The organism is Streptomyces tremellae (genome assembly GCF_039540215.1).
Classification (GTDB): Bacteria; Actinomycetota; Actinomycetes; order Streptomycetales; family Streptomycetaceae; genus Streptomyces; species Streptomyces tremellae.
The window spans coordinates 44516-62973 of the sequence record NZ_BAABEP010000040.1; the positions used below are offsets into that span (position 1 = coordinate 44516).

At 75.6% G+C, this 18458-nt stretch carries 15 protein-coding genes; 6 read left to right on the forward strand and 9 right to left on the reverse strand.

The window, feature by feature from the left end; genetic code table 11:
* Window positions 1-124: 124 nt before the first annotated feature.
* From ABEA77_RS23685 to ABEA77_RS23695, 3 genes are all read right to left on the reverse strand, one after another.
* On the reverse strand, window positions 125-952 hold the full coding sequence (locus tag ABEA77_RS23685; RefSeq protein WP_345651133.1) for an aldo/keto reductase: 828 nt from the start codon (window positions 950-952) through the stop codon (window positions 125-127).
* Window positions 953-1092: 140 nt separating this feature from the next.
* Entirely contained in the window at window positions 1093-3018 is a 1926-nt protein-coding gene (locus tag ABEA77_RS23690; RefSeq protein ID WP_345651136.1) for an ABC transporter ATP-binding protein, read from the reverse strand.
* A complete protein-coding gene (locus ABEA77_RS23695; protein ID WP_345651139.1) occupies window positions 3015-4832 on the reverse strand; it encodes an ABC transporter transmembrane domain-containing protein in 1818 nt (605 codons plus the stop codon). The genes ABEA77_RS23690 and ABEA77_RS23695 overlap by 4 nt, the downstream gene beginning before the upstream one ends.
* A 186-nt stretch (window positions 4833-5018) precedes the next feature.
* Between ABEA77_RS23695 and ABEA77_RS23700 the strand changes: the two genes are divergently transcribed.
* Window positions 5019-5930 carry an AraC family transcriptional regulator gene (locus ABEA77_RS23700; protein ID WP_425588371.1) on the forward strand — a complete coding sequence of 304 codons (912 nt, stop codon included), beginning with the start codon at window positions 5019-5021 and terminating at the stop codon, window positions 5928-5930.
* Window positions 5931-5975: 45 nt separating this feature from the next.
* On the opposite strand, the gene ABEA77_RS23705 is transcribed toward ABEA77_RS23700, so the two are convergent.
* The 5 genes from ABEA77_RS23705 to ABEA77_RS23725 form a co-directional block, all read right to left on the reverse strand.
* Window positions 5976-6233 (reverse strand): hypothetical protein, encoded by a 258-nt coding sequence (locus ABEA77_RS23705; protein ID WP_345651141.1) that lies wholly within the window; start codon window positions 6231-6233, stop codon window positions 5976-5978.
* 203 nt (window positions 6234-6436) lie between these two features.
* Window positions 6437-7456: an aldo/keto reductase gene (locus ABEA77_RS23710; protein ID WP_345651143.1), complete on the reverse strand. Its 1020-nt coding sequence runs from the start codon at window positions 7454-7456 to the stop codon at window positions 6437-6439.
* Window positions 7457-7624: 168 nt separating this feature from the next.
* Window positions 7625-8659, reverse strand: coding sequence for an AraC family transcriptional regulator (locus ABEA77_RS23715; RefSeq protein WP_345651146.1), 1035 nt, complete (start codon window positions 8657-8659; stop codon window positions 7625-7627).
* 73 nt (window positions 8660-8732) lie between these two features.
* Window positions 8733-9743 carry a serine hydrolase gene (locus ABEA77_RS23720; protein ID WP_345651149.1) on the reverse strand — a complete coding sequence of 337 codons (1011 nt, stop codon included), beginning with the start codon at window positions 9741-9743 and terminating at the stop codon, window positions 8733-8735.
* A gap of 105 nt (window positions 9744-9848) precedes the next feature.
* Window positions 9849-11162, reverse strand: coding sequence for a D-arabinono-1,4-lactone oxidase (locus ABEA77_RS23725; protein ID WP_345651151.1), 1314 nt, complete (start codon window positions 11160-11162; stop codon window positions 9849-9851).
* A gap of 304 nt (window positions 11163-11466) precedes the next feature.
* Between ABEA77_RS23725 and ABEA77_RS23730 the strand changes: the two genes are divergently transcribed.
* The 3 genes from ABEA77_RS23730 to ABEA77_RS23740 all read left to right on the forward strand — a co-directional run bounded on the left by ABEA77_RS23730 (window position 11467) and on the right by ABEA77_RS23740 (window position 13937).
* Window positions 11467-12180: a YoaK family protein gene (locus ABEA77_RS23730; protein WP_345651154.1), complete on the forward strand. Its 714-nt coding sequence runs from the start codon at window positions 11467-11469 to the stop codon at window positions 12178-12180.
* 86 nt (window positions 12181-12266) lie between these two features.
* Window positions 12267-13058, forward strand: coding sequence for a sulfite exporter TauE/SafE family protein (locus ABEA77_RS23735; protein ID WP_345651157.1), 792 nt, complete (start codon window positions 12267-12269; stop codon window positions 13056-13058).
* Window positions 13059-13154: 96 nt separating this feature from the next.
* Entirely contained in the window at window positions 13155-13937 is a 783-nt protein-coding gene (locus ABEA77_RS23740; RefSeq protein WP_345651159.1) for a VOC family protein, read from the forward strand.
* 47 nt (window positions 13938-13984) lie between these two features.
* Here ABEA77_RS23740 and ABEA77_RS23745 read toward each other — a convergent pair whose 3' ends face one another.
* Complete coding sequence (locus tag ABEA77_RS23745) at window positions 13985-14275, reverse strand: UBP-type zinc finger domain-containing protein (protein ID WP_345651162.1); 291 nt, start codon at window positions 14273-14275, stop codon at window positions 13985-13987.
* Window positions 14276-14496: 221 nt separating this feature from the next.
* On the opposite strand from ABEA77_RS23745, the gene ABEA77_RS23750 reads away from it, so the two are divergent.
* Together ABEA77_RS23750 and ABEA77_RS23755 are read left to right on the forward strand one after the other, a co-directional pair.
* Complete coding sequence (locus ABEA77_RS23750) at window positions 14497-17394, forward strand: AfsR/SARP family transcriptional regulator (protein ID WP_345651165.1); 2898 nt, start codon at window positions 14497-14499, stop codon at window positions 17392-17394.
* Between the two features lie 51 nt (window positions 17395-17445).
* Window positions 17446-18423, forward strand: a complete 978-nt coding sequence (locus tag ABEA77_RS23755; protein WP_345651167.1) for an SCO0930 family lipoprotein — start codon at window positions 17446-17448, stop codon at window positions 18421-18423.
* The last annotated feature ends 35 nt before the right edge of the window (window positions 18424-18458 follow it).

Below are 18458 nucleotides of genomic sequence, written 5' to 3' on the forward strand. Positions count from 1 at the left end.
TACGCGACGGTAGCCGAGCCCCGAATCCCGCCGTTGCCACAGGCATTCGGAGGCCATGAAAAAGAGGCCCGACTTATTGGTCGGACCTCCATCCCTCTGCGGTGTGCGGGCCGCACCGCTCGCGCTAGCCGTTGAACGTGTCCGGGTCGAAGCCCGTCCGCTGGTTCCTGTTGAGCGCGGTGATCTGGGCCATGTCCTCCTCGCTCAGCGCGAAGTCGAACAGGTCGAAGTTCTCCTTGACCCGTTTCGGTGTCACGGACTTCGGGAAGACGATGTCTCCCCTGTCGATGTGCCAGCGCAGCGTGACCTGAGCGGGCGTCTTGCCGAGCCGCTCCGCGATCGACGTGATCACCGGGTCGTCGAGGACGAGGCCCTGAGCGATCGGGGACCACGCCTCGGTCGCGATGTCGTGCTCGGCGCCGAAGGAGCGCAGCTCGTCCTGGGTGAGATAGGGGTGGATCTCGATCTGGTTGAGCGCGGGCACGATCGTGGACCCGTCGAGCAGCCTGCGCAGGTGGTGGACCTGGAAATTCGACACGCCGATCGCGTTGACGTCGCCCGCGCGGTACATCTCCTCAAGCGCGAGCCAGGTCTCCACGAAGTCGCCGACCTTGGGCAGCGGCCAGTGGATCAGGAAGGCGTCGACATGGCCGATGTCGAGGGTTTCGAGCGTGCGCCGGAAAGCGGCCTTCGCGGTCTCCGGGTCGTGCGCGTCGTTGTCCAGCTTGCTGGTGACGAAGATCTCGGTGCGGTCGAGCCCGGAGTCCCTGACCGCCTGGCCGACCTCCTTCTCGTTCCCGTACATCTGCGCCGTGTCGATGTGGCGGTAGCCCGTCTCCAGGGCCGTCAGGACCGCGGCCCTGGTGTCCTTGGGCGGGATCTGGAAGACCCCGAAGCCCAGTTGGGGAATGCGGACACCGTTGTTGAGGGTGATGGCCGGTACCTCGGTCACGTTCCTACCTCCGTCGTGGGCGCAGCGGTCACCGCTATCGGGTCCCCCGCATCAACGGGCCAAAACGCCTACCCGGCGGTCGCCACCCGCACGGCCCAGCAGGGCGTACGGGTGGCGCGGACCGTCCGGGCGCCGGGCCCTCAGGCCCCGGGCGGGGCGGCGCCTGCCCCGGGTTCCGCCCATCCCGCCGCGCGCTGCTCCGGCAGAGCGGGGGCGCCGCGGCTCGACCAGGCCGCCCACAGCGCTGCGTACCGGCCGCCGGCCGCCGCCAGCTCGTCGGGGGTGCCCTCCTCCGCGATCCGGCCGCCTTCGAGCACGACCACCCGGTCCGCGGTGACGGCCTGGTCGAGCAGGTGCGCCACCACGAGCGAGGTGCGTCCCCGCAGCACCTCGCGCGCGGCGGCCGCGAGCTGCCGCGCACCGGCGCTGCCCGCCTCGGCCGCCGCCTCGTCGAGCACCGCGACCGGCGGGTCCGCGAGGACGAGCCGGGCGAGCGCGAGCTGCTGCGCCTGTACGGCGGTGAGGCTCGCGCCACCCGAGCCGACCACGGTCTCCAGCCCTTCGGGCAGGGCCTCCGCCCAGGCGAGCGCGCCCGCCCGGTCGAGCGCGGCGCGCAGCGCGGAGTCCGGCGCGCCCGGCCGCGCGAGGAGCAGGTTCTCGGCGAGCGTCCCGGCGAAGACATGCGTGTCCTGGTCGAGCAGGAGGACCGTGGGCCGGTCGCTCCCGGCCGACGCGCCCTCCGTGCCCGTCGCGGGCTCGATCTCGACGGCTCCCCCGGTCGGCGGGTGCACGCCGGCGACGATCCGGGCGAGCGTGGACTTGCCCGCGCCGCTCGGCCCGACCAGCGTGACCTGCTCCCCCGGCGCGATCCGCAGGTCGACCCCGCGCAGCACCGGATGGCCCGGGCGGTAGTCGTGGGTGATACCGCGTGCCAGCACGGCGGGCGGCTTGCCCCCGCCCGGGGCGCCCGCTCCCGCCGTGTCCTTCGCGGCGCCCGCCTCCGCGGCGGACGCCCTGACGGTGTCCGTGTCCGTGGTGCCTGTGCCCGCGGGTGCGGACCCCGGGCCGGCGGCGGGGGCCAGGTCGGCGGCGCCGACCAGGCGCGCGAGGCCGGCGGCCGCCTCCTGGGCGGTGCCCGCGAGTGCCAGCAGGACGTTGACCGGGTCGAAGAGGCGGGTGAACATCAGCGCGGCCGCGGTGGCCTCGCCGACCCGGGCCGCGCCCGTGTGCACGAGGGCGTAGCCGGCCACCAGGATCAGGGCGAGTCCGACGTACTCGGCCACGTTGAGGCGGCCGAAGAAACGGGACCGCAGCACGGCGGCGCGCACCGCGTAGTCCACGGACTGGGAGGAGCGCTCCGCGACCCTGCGGGTGTGCTCCCGGCTGAGCCGGAAGGCCCGTACGGCGGGAGCGCCGGACACGGACTCCAGGATCTGCCGGGACCGCTCGCCGCCCGCGATGCGCTGCGCCGCGTACAGCGGGGTCGAGGTCCGCAGGTACCAGCGCAGCGTCGCCGCCTGTACGGGGACGGCGCACAGCCCCGCGAGAGCGAAGCGCCAGTCGAGCGCGGTGAGGCCGAGCAGGGTGAAGACGATGGTGAGCGAGGCGGAGGTGATCCTCGGCAGCACGTTGCGCAGGGCGGCGGCGACGAGTGAGGAGTCGTCCCCGATCCGGGCCGCGAGGTCGCCGGCGCCCGCCTCCTCGATGCGCTGGGCGGGCAGCGCGAAGGCGCGGGCGATGACGCGTTCGCGGAGTCTCGCGAGCGCGCTCTCGCCGACCTGGGCGCTCAGCGCGTCGCCCGCCGCGCCCAGCGCGGCCTGCGCGAACGCTCCCGCCAGCAGGACCGCGGCCGCCGCCGTGACAGCGCCTGAGCCCTGCCGCTCGGTCACGGCGTCGACGATCCGGCCGAGGGCGAAGGGCGCGACGAGCCCCGCGGCGGCGCCGCCGGCGAAGACGGCCACGGTGAGGAGGGTGAGCCACCGGTGCCGCGCGAGCAGTTCGACGGCGGCGCGGCGGGTGCGCGCGCCGGTCGCGGTGGGCAGCAGTTCCCTGACGACGTCGCTCATGCGAACACCGCCGCGCGGTAGTCCGCGTGGGACGCGGCGAGGCTGGCGTGCGGCGCGGCGGCGGCGACCGCGCCGCCGGTCAGCAGGACGACCCGGTCGCAGGCGGCGAGCAGGGTCGGCGACGAGGTCACCACGACGGTGGTGCGCCCGGGGCGCAGCGAGCGGACGCCGTCGGCGATCCGCGCCTCCGTCACGGAGTCCACCGCGGTGGTGGGGTCGTGCAGCACCAGTACGGGCGGATCGGCGCGCAGGGCGCGGGCGAGCGCGACGCGCTGGCGCTGCCCGCCGGACAGGAAGGCCCCTTGTTCGCCGATCCTGGTCCCGGCGCCGTCCGGCAGCGCGTCGACGACCTCGTCGGCGGCTGCGGCGGCCAGTGCCCGCCGGTCGGCCTCGTCCGCGGGCGTGGTGTCGCCCGCCCTGCCGGGGACCCGCAGGTTGTCGGCGACGCTGCCGTCGAAGAGGTACGGGTGGTGCGGCGCGACCAGGACGGCGGCGCGGGCGGTCTCCAGCGGCAGGTCGGCCAGCGGCGTGCCGTCGAGCGTGACGGTGCCGGACTCGGGTGGCCGCTCGCCGTTGAGACACCCCATCAGCTCCTCGGCGGCCGCGGGGTCGGGCACGACGACGCCGACGTGCTCGCCCGGCGCGATGTCGAGCGTCACCCCGCGCAGGTGGCCGGTGGAGACGCCGCGCAGGGACAGCGCTCCGGGGGTGTGCCCTGGTGCGTCCCGCGGGTCCGGGGCCCCGGGCCCGTGCTGAGCGGTCGCCGCGGCCCCGGCGGCGGGGGCGGTCGCCGGGCGGCCCGGGTCGGGGACCAGGACGGCGATCCGGCCCGCGGAGGCGCGGGCGCGGGCGAGGTCGGGTCCGAACGACATCAGTGTCTGGGTGGGTCCGATCAGGAACTGGCACAGCCCGGCGCAGGCGATCAGGTCGCCGAGGCTGATGGAGCCGGTGAGCGCGAGCCGCCCCGCGACCAGGGCGACGGCGGCGACGAGGGCCCCGGCGAGCAGCAGCGCCACACCGTCGAGCAGCGCCTCGGAGCGCGCCGCGGAGAGGGTGGCGCGCAGGCTGGCGCCGTTGACCGCCACGTACCGCGCGTAGGCGGGGCGTTCGGCCCGCAGCCCCTTCAGCACCCGCAGCCCGGCGACGAGGTCGACGGCCGTGCCGGCGGCGCGGGCCGCGGCGGCCTGCTCCGCCGCGCCCCTGCGCTCCAGCGGGCGGCCGAGCCTGTTCATACCGACGAGGACGGCGGGCGTGCCGACGACCACGAGGAGGCCGAGCCCGAGCGACATCCGCAGCAGCAGGACCGCGGCGAGCACCAGCGCCACGACGGCGCCCGCCGTGACGACGAGGCCGGCGTTGAACTGGCCGACGCGCTGGGCGTCGGAGGTCGCCACGGACAGCAGCTCGCCCGGGGTGCGGCCGCGGGTGCCCGGGTCGGTCGCGCTGCCCGGGGCGAGGAGGCGGCTCGCGGCCCGTACCCGCAGGTCGTGCGCGGCCTGTTCCGAGGAGAGGATCGCGGAGCGCGAGCCGAACCTGAAGGAGAGGGAGAGCCCGAGGAAGTCGAGGGCGAGCACGCCGAGCCAGAGGACGAGGTCGTGGACGCTCCCGCCGTCCACGGCGCGGTCCACGACGACGCCGACGAGGACCGGGACGAGCGCCTCGCCCGCCTGGTGGGTGCAGGCGAGCAGGGCGGCGAAGGAGAGCTTCCCGCGCAGCGAGCGCGCGGTGGCGAGGAGCAGCGCGTCGGGGCCCGGCGGCCGCTCGGCCGCGGACGGCGGGCGGTCGGGGTCGTGGCCGGCCGGGGCTTCGGACATGCTGGGGGGTCACCTTCCGGGGGACGTGGGGGCGGTGGACCGCCGGTGCTGCCTGCGTGCGCGGGGCACGGGCCGCCCGGCAGCCGCGGTCTGCCGGACCTGGCGGGCCCGGCCGGGGCGCGGAACACCCGGGAGAGAGCCTATCGGCGGCACGGCACTGGCCAACAGGCGATACAGTGCCGTGTCATGTCGCTCAACGGACACGCAGGACAGCAGGACGCCCCGGTGCGCACCCGTGGCGGGGGCGGTCGGGAGGCCGAGGCTCGGGCCGGCTCGGTGGGGGCCCCCGCCGAGCCGGCCCCGCTTCCGGCTGCGCGCCGCACGGGCGGCGGCCGGCGGGACGCGCACCACGCCTCCGGGGAAGCGCTGCGCGTCATCAACTTCGACATGCCGCGCGGCCAGCACTTCGACGAGCACGAGCACGACGTGCACCAGCTGGTGTGGGCGTCGGCGGGCGTCCTCGGCGTGGACGTGGAGGAGCACGAGTGGGTGCTGCCCCCGACGCTCGCGCTGTGGATCCCCGCGGGGGTCCCGCACGCCACGACGGCCACCCGACCCGCGCTGATGCGCAGCGTGTACCTCCTGCCCGAGCGGTGCCCCGTCCGCTGGACCCGGCCCACGGTCGTCTCGGTCGGCCCGCTGCTGCGCGAACTCATACGGCACCTCGGCGACCCCGACCTCGACCAGGGGCCGCGCCGCCGGGCCGAGGCGGTCCTGTTCGACCTGCTGCGGCCGGTCGGCGTGACGACGATCGAGGTGCCGATGCCGACGGACGAGCGGGCGCTGCGGGTGGCGCACGCGCTGATCGCCTCGCCCGCCGACCCGCGGGCGCTCGCCGAGTGGGGCCGGGACGCGGGCGCGAGCGCCCGGACGCTGGCCCGGCTGTTCAGCGCGCAGACGGGTCTTTCCTTCGGCCGCTGGCGCACCCGGGTGCGGCTGCGGGCGGGGCTTGAGCACATGGCGGCGAACCGGCCGCTGGCCGCCGTGGCGCGGCAGGTGGGGTACACGACGCCGAGTTCGTTCGTGGCCGCGTTCCGGGCGGAGACCGGCCGCACGCCCGGCGCGTACTTCGCCGCCCGGGACCGCGGCGGGCGCTGACGCGGCCACCGCGGTCCCGGCGGGCCGCGGGCGCACGGCCGCCCCTCATGCCGTCTTCAGCTTCCGCAGCGCGGACTCGAAGCCGTCGAACGCGGCGAGTGCGCCCCCGAACCCGCCGGACAGGAAGCACTCGCTGCCGAAGAGGTGGCGCACCCGGGTGGCGGGCAGCTGCTTGAACGCCTGCTGCGCGAACAGCTTCGGGCCGAGGTCAGCGGGCTTGCCGTCGTTGGCCGTGTCGTAGAACACCGCGTCGGCGTCGGCGAGTTTCGTGGTGACGAACTCGTAGGGGACGGAATGCTGCACCGCGAGGCGGGTGCTCGCGGTGGCGAACCTGGCGCCGGCGTCCGCGAGGATGCCGGCGATCGGCGAGCCGTGGACGCCGTCTTCTACCCGACGCCCGCCGAGTCGTACCAGGTCGCCGCCCTGGACGTGACCAACAAGATGCGGCAGGTGGACCGCATGGGGTGGCTGACGCCCCGTCCGCCGCCGCGCCCGCGGACGGGGCGTCAGCCGCGCGGGACGCGGCCCGCAGGGTCCGGGGTGATCCAGGCGGGGTAGGTGGGCGCGGGCGCCGACGCGGCGGCGAGCTCCGCGAGGTCCTCGGCGGTGAGTTCGACGTCGGCGGCGGCGAGGTTGGCCCGCAGCTGCTCGGGCCGCTTGGCGCCGACGACGGCGCTGCTGACGCCGGGCTGGGCGGTCACCCAGGCGAGCGCGGTGGCGGCGATGTCCGTGCCGTGCCGCTCCGCCACCGCCCGCAGTGCGTCGACGGCGTCGTGGCCGCGCTCGGCGTCCACGGGCGGCAGGCTGCCCTTCAGGCGGCGCCCGTCCTCGTCGGTGGCGCCCTGGCGGGTGTACTTGCCGGTCAGGAAGCCCGCGGCGAGCGGTCCCCACACCAGCAGCCCGAGGCCCTGGTCCCGCACGGCGGGCAGGATCTCGTCCTCCAGGTCCCGGCCGACGAGCGAGTAGTACACCTGGAGCGAGGCGAAGCGGCTCAGTCCCCTGAGGTCGGACACGCCGAGCGCCTTCATCAGCTGCCAGGCCGTGAAGTTGGACGCGCCGATGTAGCGGATCTTGCCCTGGCGCACAGCGTCGTCGAGCGCGCCGAGGGTCTCCTCCAGCGGGGTGTACGGGTCGAACCCGTGCAGCTGGAAGAGGTCGATGTGGTCGGTGCCGAGGCGGCGCAGGCTCGCGTCGAGCGCGCGGGTCAGATGCAGCCGGGACAGGCCCTGGTCGTTGGCGCCCCGCCCCATCGGCGCGCACGCCTTGGTGGCGAGCACGATGTCGTCGCGGCGCCTGCCGAGGGCCTTGCCGAGGATCTCCTCGCTCTCGCCCGCCGCGTAGACGTCCGCGGTGTCGAAGAGGTTCACGCCGCCGTCCAGGGCGATGCCGACGAGTTCACCGGCCGCCTTCTGGTCGAGGGCACCCATCCGGTCCCAGGGCTCGATGTCCTTGCCGCCGAAGGTCATGGTGCCGAGCGACACCCGGGAGACGAAGATGCCGGTGCTGCCGAGCTGCGCGTATTTCATGGTGGTCCAACCGTCTTCTGGCCCCGCGCCGTCCACGGGGCTCACCCTCGTGACGCTACGGAGCGGGGCGGGCCCCGGCCATGACGCATGGTCCAGGGAACTTGCGCGTACGTCCAGCCGGGCCCGCGGCGGGCCGCCGTCCTCCGGTGCCCCGCTCCTCCGGCAGACTCAGCCCCGGCCCGCGCCGTCCGCCCTGAACTGGGGCGCGGGCCAGCCGTCCGGCAGGACGCCAGGGGCGTGCGCGCCTTCGCGGTAGCGGCCCGGCGAGACCCCGGTGACCCGCTTGAAGGCGTTGCTGAAGGCGCTCTCCGAGCCGTACCCCCAGCGGGCGGCGACGGACGCCACGGTGCGGTCCCCGGTGCGCAGTTCACGCCCGGCCGCCAGCACGCGCCAGCGCTGGAGGTAGTCGAGCGGCGGCAGGCCCACCAGCGCGCGGAAGCGGGACGCGAAGGCCGCACGGGACATGCCCGCCTTGGCGCCGAGTTCCGCGACGGTCCAGCCGTGCGCCGGGTCCTGGTGCATCAGGACGAGGGCCTCGCCGATGCGGTCGTCGCCCAGGGCGCCGAGCCAGCCGCTCAGCCGGTGGCCGCCGCCGCCCGCGGCGAGCGCCCTGAGCGCCTGGACGAAGAGGAGTTCGGTGAGCCGCTCCGACATCACCGCGCCGCCGAGGCGGCGGCCCGCGGCGGTCTCCGCCATCAGCAGTTCGAGCAGCGGGCGCATGGCGAGCGCCTCAGGGGTGCCCGCGGGGATGGTGACGGCGGGCGGCAGCCCTTCGAGGAGCAGGGCCACCGTGGTGTCGAGGAAGGTCACGCTGCCGCCGAGCGCCCGGGTGCGGCGGGGCGCCGCCGGGTCGCCGAGCGGGACGATCCTGGTGCGGGAGGCCTGGAAGACCGGCGCGCCCGGCTCCGTGGCGAGGCCGGGCCGCGAGGCGACGCGGAAGGACGCGCGGGCCGCCTGGAGGTAGCAGTCGCCGGCCCGCAGCTCCCGCCAGTCCCCGTCGTCCACCGAGAGCCAGAAGCCCCCGCTGAGGACGACGCCGATCTTGATGTGCTCGTGCACGCCGAACGAGAACGACCAGTCGCCGCCGGCGTCGAAGCCGGACAGCGAGCCGGTGCGCAGGTTCAGCGAGGAGAGGATGTCCGAGAGGGGGTCGGCCGTGGGCTCTGCGGGCCGCGGCTCCGGACGCTGGTACGGGGCTGCCATGCGGACCACCGTACGTCCGGACGCGGCCCGCACCGTAGAGCGCGGGGCGCCCGCTGCCGGGTGCCCCGGCCCGTCAGGTCGTGGCGTGCAGGCCGAGCGCGGCCACGGCGGCCCGCGCGCCCTTCTCCACGAGGGAGATCCCGGCGTCCATGCCGGAGTTTCCCGACGACAGGGCGGCCAGCAGCACGCGGTGCCCGCCCGCGGTGACGGCGCCGATGCTGTTGATGTCCCACTTGCCGGTGGCGCTGCGCGGCAGCCAGCCGTTCTTGAGCCCGGCCGGGGTGCCGCCCGCCGAGACGCCCCACCGCTGGTCCGCCTCCACCCCGGCCATGAGGGAGCGCGCGTAGGCGCGCGAGGCCGCGGTGAGCGGCGAGTGGCCGGTGCCGTACACGGCGGACAGCAGTGTCAGCTGGTCGTGCGCGGTGGTCTGGGTGAGCCCCCACAGGCCGCCGGCGCCGGCCGTGGTGTGCGTCAGGCCGAGCCTGCGGTTGGCACGGGTCAGCCCCGCGGTGCCGCCGATGGTGTTCCAGAGCCGGTCGGTGGCGCGGTTGTCGCTCGTTTTGATCATGGCCGAGGCGAGGTCGCGCTGGGCGGCGGAGAGGGCGTGCCCCGAGTCCTGGGCGCGCAGCAGCAGCGCGGCGAGCACGTCGGCCTTGACGATGCTCGCGGTGTCGAAGACGGGTTCGTCCGCGGTGCCGTATCCGGCCCTGCGCCCGTCGGTGAGGTCGAGCGCGGCGACGGAGAGCGCGGCGTGCGAGCCCTTGTCGAGGGTGATGCGCAGTTCGCGCACGGCGTGCTCCGGTGTGCCGCGGGCCGCGGCGGGCGCGGCCGGGAGTGAGGCGGGTACGGCGGTGGCGGGGACCGGGACGACGGACGACGGCGGCGCGGCGCGCGGGGCCGGGACCGCAGGGAGCGGCGGCGCGGCGCGCGCAGCGGCCCTCGCGTGCCCGTCGGCCGCGTCAGCGGTGCCCGCGCCGTCCGCCGCCGCCCACCCGGCGATCAGCAGGGCGACGGCCGCGGACGTGTACAGCAGCGGGCGGCGGCGCAGGGCAGCGGCGGACCCGGGCGGGACGGACCGGAACATAGGGGCGAGCGTAGGAAGTCCGATGGCACGAAAACCACCCCTGCGTGTGAACGATAGATCACACGAGCGCGCCGCGACCCGGTGCCGTCCGGGCCGCCCGCAGGGTCAGGCGCCCAGCTCCCAGCCGAAGAACTCGCAGGTCAGCTCGTTGCGGAAGACCCCATCCGGGTCGAGCCGCGCGGCCAGGGCGCGGAAGTCGTCGAAGCGGGGATAGAGCTCCCTCAGCCGTTCGCCCCCCATCAGGAACACCTTCCCCCAGTGGGGCCGCACCGCGAACGGTTCGAGCGCCTCCTCGATCGCGGCGAGCGCGGGCGTGACCGCGTCGAGGTCCTGGACCCAGGTGAAGTGGAAGGCGACCGAGTCGCGGCCGTGCGCCGGGTCGAGCCAGAGGCCGGTGGCGGCCACGGTGCGTATCTCGCCGACCTGGAGCACGGGGGCGATGCGGTCGGCGACGGCGCGCAGCGCCTCGTAGGCGGCGGGGCCGTCCTCGCGGGCCACGAAGTACTCGCTCTGGAGCTCGTCGCCGTTGCTCGGGGTGAACTGGGCGCGGAAGTGCGGCAGCCGCTCGTGCCAGGGGCCCGCCTCGCCGCCCTGGACGGTGCAGTGTGCCGGGTCCATGCCGGGCACCGGGTGGCGCGGGCCGTCCGCGAGGCGCGCGCCGAGCCAGGTGCCCGGCGCGTCGCCCGTGGTCCCCTCGGTGCCCGGCACCGGGTCGCCGACGCGCTGCTTGAGCCAGACCTGCTCGATCGCGTCGGCGCGCCAGCGGGTGAACAGGCTGACGCTGTACGCGGCCGTCAGCACCTCGTCGAACCGTTCGCGCAGCGCGGCGCCCGGCAGCCCCTCGTACACCCACTGCCGCACGTCGAAGGAGGGCACCAGGTCGAGGGTGGCGCGGGTGACGACGCCCAGGGAGCCCAGGCTGACGACGGCGCCGTCGAAGCCCTCGTCGCCGCGTTCCAGGGTGAGCAGGGAACCGTCGGCCGTGACCAGTTCCAGCGCGCGCACGGCCGTGGCGATCGAGCCGTTGTCCGCGCCCGAGCCGTGGGTACCGGTGGCGCAGGCCCCGGCGAGCGAGATGTGCGGCAGCGACCCCAGGTTGTGCAGGGCGAGCCCGGCGCGGTGCAGGGAGCCGGTGAACCCGGCGAACCGCAGGCCTCCGGTGACCTCGGCGGTGCGCGCGCCCGCGTCGATGTCCACGGCCGCGGGCAGCCCCGCGACGGACACCAGGTCGCCCGTCGTGTCGGCGAGTGCGTTGAAGGAGTGGCCGCTGCCGAGCACCCTGACCCGGTCGCCGGCCGCGACGGTGGCGCGCAGTGCGTCGACGGTCGCGGGCGTGTGCAGGCGCGCGGCGCGGAAGACGATGTTGCCGGCCCAGTTGGCGGGGCTCGGGGCGGGGGTCGCTCCTGGCGTGGGGCGCACGGCTGTCTCCTTCTGCTGCGGTGCGGGCGCCTGTGCACGGCGGTGGGCCCGCCGGGCGGTGGCCCGCTGCGCCGGGGTGGAAGGACCCGGCGCTCGAACGTGGTCGAATGAGCGTGGACTGAGGGAACAACGGGTGGTGCGGGAACAGCGGGCAGTGCGTACGGCGGGCGGCGCCGGAACCGCGGGCGGAGCCGGCACTGCGGGAACCGCAGGTACTGCGAGAACTGCGGGAACTGCGGGAACTGCGGGAACTGCGAGAACTCTGACACGCCGGCCCGGGTCCGGCGGAAGGCAGGTGGGGTCCATGGCCGAGCGGCTGCCCGTGGCGGACCGGTGGGCGGTGCCCGCGCTGCTGTTCCTGACCTTCTCGACCGGCCTCGTCGACGCCTTCTGCTATCTGCGTCTCGGCCGCGCCTTCGTCGGCAACATGACGGGGAACGTCCTGCTCCTCGGCTTCTCCGTGGCCCCGGGCTCCGGCCTGTCCGTGGCGGGTCCGCTGACGGCGATGGCCGCGTTCGCGGCCGGCTCGCTGCTCGGCGGAAGGATCGGGCTGGCGGCCGGGCCGGATGGGCTCGGCGGGCGGCGGGCGGGTGTCGCGTTCGCCGGTGAGGCGCTGGTCTTCGCGGCCCTCGCTGCCCTGGTCGGCGCGGGCCTGCTGGCGACGACGGGCGTGCCGCGCTCCGTGCTGATCGCGGTCCTCGCCCTCTGCCTCGGCGCCCAGACGTCCGTCGTGCGGCTCATGGGCGCGCGCGACGTGACCACGACGGTCATCACCCAGTCGCTCGCCGGGTTCGCGGCGGGCAGCGCGCTCGGCCGGGGCGCCGAGGCGAGCCAGATGCGCAAGGCCGCCTCGGTGGTGACGATGCTGGCGGGCGCCGCGGCGGGCGCGCTGCTGCTGCGGCTGACCTCCGCCGGGGTGGTCGGCCTCGCGGCGGTGCTCGTCGGGTGCGCGGCGGGCTGCTTCCTGCCTGCTCCGCCGCCTGCGGCCGCGGGCCGCGCGGCCGTCCCCCGCCAGTAGCCTCGCCCCATGCCGATACGCGACGCACGCCCCGCCCCGCTCCCCCGCCGACCGCCGCGGGCCCGCGCCACCGCGGGCGTGCGCCGGTGACCGTCCTCGGCCTCTCGGTGTGGGCGTTCCTCGCGCTGGCCGCCGCGACCGTCCTCGTCGGCTTCTCCAAGACCGCGGTGAGCGGCGCCAACACGATCTCCCTCGCGGTCTTCGCGGCCCTCCTGCCGGCCCGCGCGTCGACGGGTGTGCTGCTGCCGCTGCTCGCCGCCGGGGACGTGATCGCGGTGCTCAGCTACCGGCGGCACGCCCACTGGCCCACGCTGCTGCGGCTGTTCCCCGCCGTGGCGGCGGGTGTCCTGGTGGGCACGGCCTTCCTTGTGTGGGCCGACGACACGGCGGTCCGCACGTCGATCGGGGCGATCCTGCTGCTGATGGCGGCCGTCACGGTGTGGCGCAGGCGGGCCACCGCACGCCCCGCGCCACGGCCGCCCGCGGACGGGGTGCCGGAACCCGCCGCGCGGGAGGCAGGAGGCGCCCGTCTCAGGGCGGGTTCGTACGGCGTGCTCGGCGGGTTCACGACGATGGTCGCCAACGCGGGCGGCCCTGTGATGTCCCTCTACCTGCTCTCTGCGGGCTTCGCCAAGTGGCGGTTCCTCGGCACGGCCGCGTGGTTCTTCCTGGTCGTCAACGTCTCCAAGCTGCCGTTCAGTGCCGCGCTCGGCCTGGTGGACGGGCACTCGCTGCTGCTCGACGCGGCGCTCGCGGTGTTCGTGCTGCCCGGCGCGTACCTGGGCCGGATCTGCGCGGACCGCCTTGACCAGGCCCTGTTCGAGCGCCTGGTGATCGCGGCGACCGTCCTCGGCGGGGTGGAGCTGCTGGTCCGCTGAGCGTCCTGGTCCCGCACCCGGGCACCGGCGCGCCCTCCCGCACCTGGCAGAGTGGGCCGGCAGGGATGCCGTCGAGCCGGGTGGAGTGAGAGCCGCATGGAGCAGGTCCAGAGAGCACGTTCTGAGACGGTCGCGGGGGCGCCGTGCTGGGTGACCCTGCTCTCCCGCGATCTGGCGGGCGCGCAGCGCTTCTACGCCGACGTGCTGGGCTGGACCTACCGGGACACCAGCCTCGGCGACGGCTTCTGCGTCGCCCTCGCGGGCGGTTCGCCCGTCGCGGGCATCGGGGGGCTCGCCTCCTCGCTCCAGGTGGCCGCGGCCTGGACGCCCTACTTCGCGGTGACCGACGTGGACGCGGCGGCCGCCAGGATCCGGGAGCGCGGCGCGACCGTCGCCGTGGGCCCGCTCGCGTTCCACACCGGGCGCGCGGCGCTCGCCGGAGACCCGGACGGCGCGGCCTTCGGGATCTGGGAGGGAGCCGTACGCTCCGACTGGACGGTCGGGCGGGGCTCCGCGCCCGCGTGGCTCGAACTGCGCACCCGGGACGCGGCCGCGGCCACCGGCTTCTACGAGCCGGTGCTCGGCTGGTCGGAGGGCGGCAGCGCGCTGTCCCCGGTGTACGAGGACGGGGACGCGGTGCTGCGGCAGGACGGGCGGATGGTGGCGCGCATCGGCGGCGGCGCGGTGCCCGCGTCGCCCGCCCCGGAGGCAAGGCCCCGCTGGCGGGTGTACTTCCGGGTGCCCGACGTGGCCAGGTCCGTGGCGGCGGCCGTCGCGGGCGGCGGCTCGCTGGTGGCGTCCGCGTCCGAGGGCGCACAGGAGCGCGACGCGACACTGCGAGACCCCGACGGCGCCCTGTTCACGGTGACGCCCGCCTGAGCGGCCCGGGGCGGCCCCGCGCCGTGGGCCGCGGCCGGGGCGCTGAGTCAGAGGGGGCGGACCGGGCCCATGCCCTCGACCTCGAAGGCCACGCCGTCCTCGTAGCACCACCACCAGCCCTCGCCCGGCTCATAGCTGCGGATCAGCGGGTGGCCGGTCGCGTTGTGGTGCGCGGTGGCGTGCTTGTTCTTGGAGGAGTCGCAGCAGCCCACGTGCCCGCAGTTCTGGCACTCGCGCAGGTGCAACCAGGTGTCACCGATCGCCACACAGTCGGGACAGCTGTCCTCACTGTCCGCGGTCACCGGTTCCACATCCGCCAGGTGGCTGCAGATCGCCATCCGCGCCGCCGGTCCTTCGTTCTGAGCCATGGTGTCCGCCCGTCCGACCTTTCCGGTCACGTCGCGTAGTCGGTCGCACGTCAACCGTACGGCTGTGCGGGGCGTCCCGCCAGCAGGACATGCGGCACGGCCGCCGGGCGGACATCGGAGGTGTGACAGACCTGTGCGCACGGCGGACGCGCGGTACGGCAGCCGCGGGGCCGGTCCTAGACTCACTCACCGTGCGCTTCACAGTACTGGGGCCCGTCAGGGCATGGCGAGGCGAGACCGAACTCGCGTTGGGCCCGCCCAAGCAGCGGGCGCTGCTCGCTCTGCTCCTGACGCAGGCGGGCCACCCGGTGGCGATGCACGAGATCGTGGACGTGCTCTGGGGCCAGGGCCCGCCGGACAGCGCGGTGAACGTCGTCCACCGGCACGTGGGCGCGCTGCGCCGCCTGCTGGAGCCCGGACTGCCGGGCCGGGGCGCGTCCCGGTGCCTGGTGCGCGGCTCCGGCGGGTACCGGCTCGACGTCGCCCCCGGGGCGCTCGACCTGCTGCGGTTCCGCTCGATGCGGGAGGAGGCCGAGCGGCTCGCGCGGGCCGACGAGCCGGCGAAGGCCACGGAGCTGCTGGTCGGGGCGCTCGGGCTGTGGCGCGGGCCCACCGCGTCCGGCATACCCTCGCAGGCACGCTCCCACCCGGTGTTCACCGCCGTCGACCGGGAGCACCTGCTCGCGCTCAAGGGGGCGGCGGAGTACGCCCTGGCCGCGGGGCCCGGAGTGACCGAGCGGGTACTGATCACCCTCAGGCGCGCCGCCGCGCACCATCCGCTCGACGAGGTACTCCAGGCGCGGCTGATGCTGGTGCTCGCGGCGACGGGGCACCAGGCCGAGGCACTTGAGGTCCACCGCGCGGTGCGCACCCGGCTCGCGGACGACCTCGGGATCGATCCCGGTCCTGAGCTGCGGTCCGCGCAGGAGCAGGTCTTGCGGCAGAGCGTGGCGCCGGCGTCCGGCGCGGCCGGGGAGGCGGAGCCGCAGGGGCGGGCCGGGGCCGCCGAGGCGGTGGGCACCGCCCACCCGGCGGCCGGCCCTCGGGTGCGTCCCGCCCAGCTCCCTCCGGATCTCGCGGTCTTCAGCGGGCGCCGGGCCGAGCTCGCCCGGTCGAGGGCGCTGCTGCCCGCGGCGGGCGGGCAGCCGGGCGCCGTGGTCATCAGCGCGATCGGCGGCATGGCCGGGGTCGGCAAGACCACGCTGGCGGTGCACTGGGCGCACGAGGTCGCCGACCGCTTCCCCGACGGACAGCTGTATGTGAATCTGCGCGGGTTCCACCCGGCGGGCGCGGTGATGCCGCCGGGCGAGGCGCTGCTGTCGTTCCTCGAAGCGCTGGGGGTGCCCGCGCAGCAGGTGCCGTCCGGTCTCGGCGCGCAGACGGCGCTCTACCGCAGCCTGCTCGCGGACCGGCGGGTGCTGGTGGTGCTGGACAACGCGCGCGATTCGGAGCAGGTGCGTCCGCTGCTGCCGGCGTCGCCCGGCTGCCTCGCCGTCGTCACCTCCCGCAACCAGCTGAACGGGCTGGTCGCGAGCGACGGTGCCCGGTCGATGACGCTGGACCTGCTGTCCGAGGCGGAGGCGCGGGAGCTGCTGGCCAACAGGCTCGGGCCCGACCGGGTCGCCCTGGAGCCGCGCGCGGTGGAGGAGATCGTCACGCGCTGCGGCCGGCTGCCGCTCGCGCTGGCGATCGTCAGCGCGCGGGCCGCCGTGCACCCGGGCTTCTCGTTGGCCTCGATCGCGGCGGAGCTGCGGGAGAGCCACGGCAGCCTGGACGCGTTCGCGGGCGAGGATCCCCTCACCGACGCGCGGTGCGTCTTCTCCTGGTCGTACCGCACGCTGAGCCCGGGGGCCGCGCGGCTGTTCCGGCTGCTCTCGCAGCACCCGGGGCCTGACTGCTCGGTGCGCGCGGCCGCCGGCCTGGTGGCGCTGCCGACCCGTGCCGTGCGGCCGCTGCTCGCCGAACTGGTGCGCGCCCACCTGTTGCTGGAGACGGTGCCCGGCCGTTTCTGCGCGCACGAGCTGCTGCGGGCGTACATGGCGGAACTGGTCGACGAGGACGGGCGGCCCGAGGAGCCGGAGGCGGCGGCCCTGCGGCTGTACGACCACCTCCTGCACAGCGCGCACGCGGCGGACCGGGTGCTGGCCCCGTACCGCGAGCGCGTCGCGCTCGATCCGCCGTCGCCCGGCTCGGAGCCGGTGTCCTTCGACGACCAGACCGCGGCGCGCCGGTGGCTCGACACCGAGCGCCCGGTGCTGCTCGCGGCCGTCGAGCAGGGCGCGCGGCGGGGCAGGGCGCCGTACTGCTGGCGCCTTGCCTCCGTCCTTGAGCGCTATCTGGACCGGCACGGCCGCTGGCAGGAGCAGCTGACCGCGCAGTCGACGGCCGCGCTGACGGCGCAGCAGCTCGGCGACGTACGCGGGCAGGCGTACGCCCACCGTGCGCTCGGCCTGACGGCGTGCCGACTGGGGCAGGCCGACCAGTCGCGTGAACACCTGCTGCGCGCACTGGAGTTGTTCGGCGAGACGGGCGACACCGCGGGGCAGGGCCGCACCCACAGGCACCTGGCGTTCCTCGCCAACACGCGCGGCAGGCACGTCGACGCGCTCGACCACTACCGGCTGGCGTCCGCGCTGTACCGCACGACGGGGGAGCTCAGCGGGGAAGCGGGCATCCTCAACGAGGTGGGCTGGACCTACATCCTGCTCGGCTCGTACGGGGAGGCGCTTGACGCGTGCCGCCGCGCGCTCGACGCGCACCAGCGGATCGGCGACCGCAACGGCGAGGCGGCTGCCTGGGACAGCCTCGGCTACGCACACCACCACCTCGGCGAGCACCGCAGGGCGCTGGAGTGCTTCGGGCACGCGCTCGACGTGTACCGGGAGATCCGCGACAGCTACCTGGAGGCCGACACACTGGTGCACATCGGCGACACCCTCCAGGCGTCGGGTGAGCCCGCCCGCGCGGTGCGGGCGTGGCGCGACGCGGCGGAGATCCTGGAGGACATCGGCCACCCGGACGCCGCGCACGTCCGTGGCACAGTGCGGAACTCCGAGCTGAACGCGGAGCCCTCGCGTCTCCGTATATAGGGGTGGAGGCGCCGCCCAGGGGCGGACGCCAGGCGACCACCTAGGAATACGATGACGAAGAGAATCCGCACCGTCCTGCTGTTCGGGGCCGCGGCCACCGCCCTTGCCACCGTTTCGGCCTGCGGCGCCGGCAGTGGCGACGCGAAGCCCTCGGCCCCCGCGAGCCCGGCCGCTTCCGCCACGGCGGGCTCCGCGTCCGCCGAGCCGGCCCCTTCCGCCACGGCGGGCACCCTCGCGCTGCACGACGACCCGAAGCTGAAGTCGGTGGTGACGGACGCCCGGGGCATGTCCCTCTACGTGTTCGACAAGGACACACCGAACACCTCGAACTGCGCGGGCGACTGCGCCGCCCTGTGGCCGCCGGTCCCGGCAGCGGGCACCTCCGCGGGGCAGGGCCTCAACCCGGACCTGCTCGGCTCCCTCACCCGCGCCGACGGCTCCAAGCAGCTCACCCTCGCGGGCAAGCCGCTGTACTACTACGCGAAGGACACCAGGCCGGGCGACGTCAGGGGCCAGGGCGTCGGCGGTGTGTGGTACGCGTCCGCGCCCGACGGCTGGAAGGCGGGCGTGACCCGTCCCGCGCTCGGCGTGCTCGACGACCCGAAGCTGGGCAAGGTGCTCCAGGACAAGGACGGCAGGACGCTGTACCTGTTCACGAAGGACCAGCCCTGGCCGATGAAGACGGCCTGCGGCTCTGACTGCCTGGCGACGTGGACGCCGACCGGTGTCGTCACGAACGCGGAGGCGAAGGCCGCCGGGCTGCCGGAGAAGGCCCTGTTCACCTTCACCACCCCCGGCGGCACCCGCCAGGAGTCGTTCAACTGCTGGCCCGGGTACACCTTCAAGGGCGACACCGCGCCGGGCCAGACCAACGGCCAGAACGTCAAGGGCGTCTGGTTCGCCATCAAACAGCACATCACCGCGATCGACCGGGGCAGGACCGTGCCGGCGGCGAAGGGCCCCAAGACGCCCGCAGCGCAGGGCTCCACCGCGGCAAGCGCCCCCGCGGGCTCCGGCTACGGCTACTGAGCAGGCGGCGCCGCGGCCCGCGGTAGCCGCGGCGC